The sequence below is a fragment of the Phocaeicola sp. genome, assembly GCF_048170425.1.
Taxonomy (GTDB): Bacteria; Bacteroidota; Bacteroidia; order Bacteroidales; family Bacteroidaceae; genus Phocaeicola.
On sequence record NZ_DBEXBB010000019.1, the window covers coordinates 1 to 3599 of the forward strand.

At 41.1% G+C, this 3599-nt stretch carries 6 protein-coding genes, 1 tRNA gene and 1 pseudogene; all 8 read left to right on the top strand.

Annotation, left to right across the window (positions count from 1 at the left end; all coding sequences use genetic code 11):
• The coding region (locus tag ACMJ0U_RS00785) for an EF-Tu/IF-2/RF-3 family GTPase (protein ID WP_417127519.1) at positions 1–759 on the top strand (759 nt) is incomplete at its 5' end.
• A 58-nt stretch (positions 760–817) separates the two neighbouring features.
• Positions 818–890, top strand: a tRNA-Trp gene (locus tag ACMJ0U_RS00790).
• 16 nt (positions 891–906) lie between these two features.
• The gene (gene secE, locus ACMJ0U_RS00795) at positions 907–1101 is read left to right on the top strand and encodes a preprotein translocase subunit SecE (RefSeq protein WP_007564155.1); all 195 of its coding nucleotides are present in this window, start codon (positions 907–909) and stop codon (positions 1099–1101) included.
• Positions 1102–1115: 14 nt separating this feature from the next.
• Positions 1116–1658 (top strand): transcription termination/antitermination protein NusG, encoded by a 543-nt coding sequence (gene nusG / locus ACMJ0U_RS00800; RefSeq protein WP_007564156.1) that lies wholly within the window; start codon positions 1116–1118, stop codon positions 1656–1658.
• Positions 1659–1720: 62 nt separating this feature from the next.
• The gene (gene rplK / locus ACMJ0U_RS00805) at positions 1721–2164 is read left to right on the top strand and encodes a 50S ribosomal protein L11 (RefSeq protein ID WP_007564157.1); all 444 of its coding nucleotides are present in this window, start codon (positions 1721–1723) and stop codon (positions 2162–2164) included.
• Positions 2165–2180: 16 nt separating this feature from the next.
• A complete protein-coding gene (rplA, locus tag ACMJ0U_RS00810) occupies positions 2181–2879 on the top strand; it encodes a 50S ribosomal protein L1 (RefSeq protein ID WP_007564158.1) in 699 nt (232 codons plus the stop codon).
• Positions 2880–2895: 16 nt separating this feature from the next.
• Positions 2896–3411: a 50S ribosomal protein L10 gene (gene rplJ / locus ACMJ0U_RS00815; RefSeq protein WP_022054164.1), complete on the top strand. Its 516-nt coding sequence runs from the start codon at positions 2896–2898 to the stop codon at positions 3409–3411.
• Positions 3412–3490: 79 nt separating this feature from the next.
• Positions 3491–3599: pseudogene (locus tag ACMJ0U_RS00820) on the top strand (50S ribosomal protein L7/L12); the annotation flags it as partial.

Here is a 3599-nt window from a genome sequence, read left to right on the forward strand (position 1 = left end):
GACGAAGAAATGTTGGAACTGGTTGAAATGGAAATGCGTGAACTGTTGTCATTCTATGAATTCGATGGTGATAATACTCCTATCATCCGCGGTTCTGCTTTGGGCGCATTGAACGGTGTTCCTCAGTGGGAAGAAAAAGTTATGGAATTGATGGATGCAGTTGATAACTGGATTCCTCTGCCTCCGCGTGATATCGATAAACCGTTCTTGATGCCGGTTGAAGACGTATTCTCAATCACTGGTCGTGGTACTGTAGCTACTGGTCGTATCGAAGCTGGTGTGATCAAGGTTGGTGACGAAGTTGAAATCTTGGGTCTTGGTGAAGACAAGAAGTCAGTTGTAACTGGCGTTGAAATGTTCCGCAAATTGCTGGATCAGGGTGAAGCTGGTGATAACGTAGGTTTGTTGCTTCGTGGTATCGACAAGAACGAAATCAAACGTGGTATGATTTTGTGTCACCCGGGTCAGGTTAAGGCTCACTCTAAGTTCAAAGCTGAGGTTTATATCCTGAAGAAAGAAGAAGGTGGTCGTCACACTCCGTTCCACAACAAATATCGTCCTCAGTTCTATCTGCGTACTATGGACTGTACAGGTGAAATCTCTTTGCCGGAAGGAACAGACATGGTAATGCCGGGTGATAACGTAACAATCAATGTTGAGTTGATTTATCCGGTTGCATTGAACGTAGGTCTGCGCTTCGCTATCCGTGAAGGTGGTCGTACAGTAGGTGCTGGTCAGATTACAGAACTTCTTGACTAATAATATATCTTAGAATAGATAGATTGATAGTTCCCGGAGGAATTCGGGAACTATTTTTACGGGAATAGCTCAGTTGGTAGAGCATCGGTCTCCAAAACCGAGTGTCGGGAGTTCGAGCCTCTCTTCCCGTGCTAAAATTGATAGAATATGTTTACAAAGATAACAAATTATTGTAAGGAATCTTATGACGAACTAGTCCATAAAGTATCATGGCCTACTCGTTCAGAACTTTCTAGTAGTGCAGTGGTTGTTTTAACTGCTTCCCTCCTCATTGCACTCGTTGTTTTTCTAATGGATTCTGCCTTCCAGTTTATTATGGAAGATGTTATCTATCCGCACTAAAACAGTAAGAAAAAATGTCTGAGATTGAAAAAAAATGGTACGTATTACGTGCTGTGAGTGGAAAGGAAAACAAGGTGAAAGAATATCTTGATGCAGACATCAAGCATGGTAACCTTGGTGACTACGTGTCTCAGGTGTTGATTCCGACCGAAAAGACGTATCAGGTTCGTAATGGTAAGAAAATCGTAAAAGAAAGGACTTATCTTCCTGGTTATGTTCTGGTGGAAGCCGCTTTGGTTGGTGAGGTTGCTCATCATTTGAGAAATACTCCTAACGTAATTGGTTTCTTAGGAGGACTGGATCACCCGGTTCCTCTGAGACAATCGGAAGTGAATCGTATTCTGGGTACGGTAGATGAACTTCAGGAAAGCGGAGAGGATTTGAATATCCCTTATACCGTAGGAGAAACAGTGAAAGTAAGCGTTGGCCCGTTCAGCGGATTCAGTGGTCTCATTGAAGAAGTAAATGCGGAAAAACGTAAGCTGAAAGTAATGGTCAAAATATTCGGACGGAAAACTCCGTTGGAATTAGGCTTTACGGATGTGGAAAAAGAATAATGCATTTTGTTACGTGCAATTGTTCTATTCGTTAAATACTTATATAAAAATTACAAAAGAAAATGGCTAAAGAAGTTGCTGGACTAATCAAATTACAGATTAAAGGAGGCGCTGCAAATCCATCACCTCCCGTTGGACCTGCTTTGGGTTCTAAGGGTATCAATATCATGGAATTTTGCAAGCAATTCAACGCCAGAACCCAGGACAAGGCAGGTAAAGTATTACCTGTAATCATTACCTACTACACAGACAAGTCTTTTGATTTCGTAATCAAAACTCCTCCTGTGGCTATTCAGTTGCTTGAGGCTGCCAAAATCAAGAGTGGATCTGCAGAACCTAATCGTAAGAAAGTCGCTGAACTGACTTGGGATCAGATTCGTGCAATTGCTCAGGATAAGATGGTTGACTTGAACTGCTTTACTATCGAATCTGCTATGTCAATGGTAGCAGGAACAGCTAGAAGTATGGGTATCGCTGTAAAAGGTGACTTCCCGGGTAATAACTAATTAACTTCAATTGATAATGGGTAAACTGACAAAAAATCAAAAGTTGGCTGCAGAAAAGATTGAAGCAGGGAAAGCATACTCACTGAAGGAAGCTTCTGAATTGGTAAAGGAAATTACTTTTACAAAGTTTGATGCTTCATTAGATATTGACGTACGTTTAGGTGTAGACCCTCGTAAGGCTAACCAGATGGTAAGAGGCGTTGTTTCTCTTCCTCATGGAACTGGAAAACAGGTACGTGTGCTTGTTCTGTGTACACCGGATGCTGAAGCTGCTGCAAAAGAGGCTGGAGCTGACTATGTTGGTCTTGATGAATATATTGAAAAGATCAAAGGTGGATGGACTGATATTGATGTGATTATCACTATGCCGTCTATCATGGGTAAGATTGGTGCGCTGGGTCGTGTGCTTGGTCCTCGTGGATTGATGCCGAACCCGAAAAGCGGTACTGTAACTATGGATGTAGCTAAGGCTGTTAAGGAAGTTAAGCAAGGTAAGATTGACTTTAAGGTTGATAAGAGCGGTATCGTTCATACTTCAATTGGTAAGGTTTCTTTCTCTGCTGAGCAGATCCGTGAAAATGCGAAAGAATTTATCGCTACTATCATTAAACTGAAACCGACCACAGCTAAAGGTACTTATATCAAGAGTATTTATCTTTCAAGTACTATGAGTAAGGGTATTAAGATTGACCCTAAATCAGTAGACGAAATCTAATAATTAAGGAGGAATCATGAGAAAGGAAGATAAAGGCGTAATTATTGGTCAGTTAGCAGATACTGTAAAGCAATACGGACATTTTTACTTGGTGGATACAACTGCAATGGATGCAGCTGCTACAAGTGACCTGCGTAAAAAATGTTTCAAGGCTGGTATCAAGCTGATAGTTGTGAAGAATTCTTTGCTTCACAAGGCTTTGATGAGCTTGGATGTGGATTACTCACCATTGTTTGATTCTTTGAAGGGTACTACTTCTGTAATGTTCTGTGAAACAGCTAATGCTCCGGCAAAATTGTTGAAGGAATATAAAGATGGAGTTCCTGCCCTGAAAGCTGCTTATGCAGAAGAAGGATTCTACGTGGGTGCAGACCAGTTGGAAGCTCTCGCAACAATCAAGAGCAAGAACGAAGTTATTGCAGAAATCGTGGCTTTGCTGCAGTCTCCTGCAAAGAACGTTATCTCGGCTCTTCAATCAGGTGGCAACACCATTCACGGAGTTCTTCAGACTTTGGCAGAACGTGCAGAATAATTGCACTCTGTGCCTAGTCGAGAATATACCAAACAACTTTAATATTTAAATAGTACAAACAATTAAATTTCATACAAAAATGGCAGATTTGAAAGCTTTTGCAGAACAATTAGTTAACTTGACAGTAAAAGAAGTTAATGAACTTGCAACTATCCTTAAAGAAGAATACGGTATTGAACCTGCTGCTG

Excerpts from the sequence above, each read along its gene's own strand:
- secE (WP_007564155.1), top strand. The coding sequence starts at position 907 with ATGTTTACAAAGATAACAAATTATTGTAAGGAATCTTATGACGAACTA.
- rplA (WP_007564158.1), top strand. The coding sequence starts at position 2,181 with ATGGGTAAACTGACAAAAAATCAAAAGTTGGCTGCAGAAAAGATTGAA.
- nusG (WP_007564156.1), top strand. The coding sequence starts at position 1,116 with ATGTCTGAGATTGAAAAAAAATGGTACGTATTACGTGCTGTGAGTGGA.
- rplK (WP_007564157.1), top strand. The coding sequence starts at position 1,721 with ATGGCTAAAGAAGTTGCTGGACTAATCAAATTACAGATTAAAGGAGGC.
- rplJ (WP_022054164.1), top strand. The coding sequence starts at position 2,896 with ATGAGAAAGGAAGATAAAGGCGTAATTATTGGTCAGTTAGCAGATACT.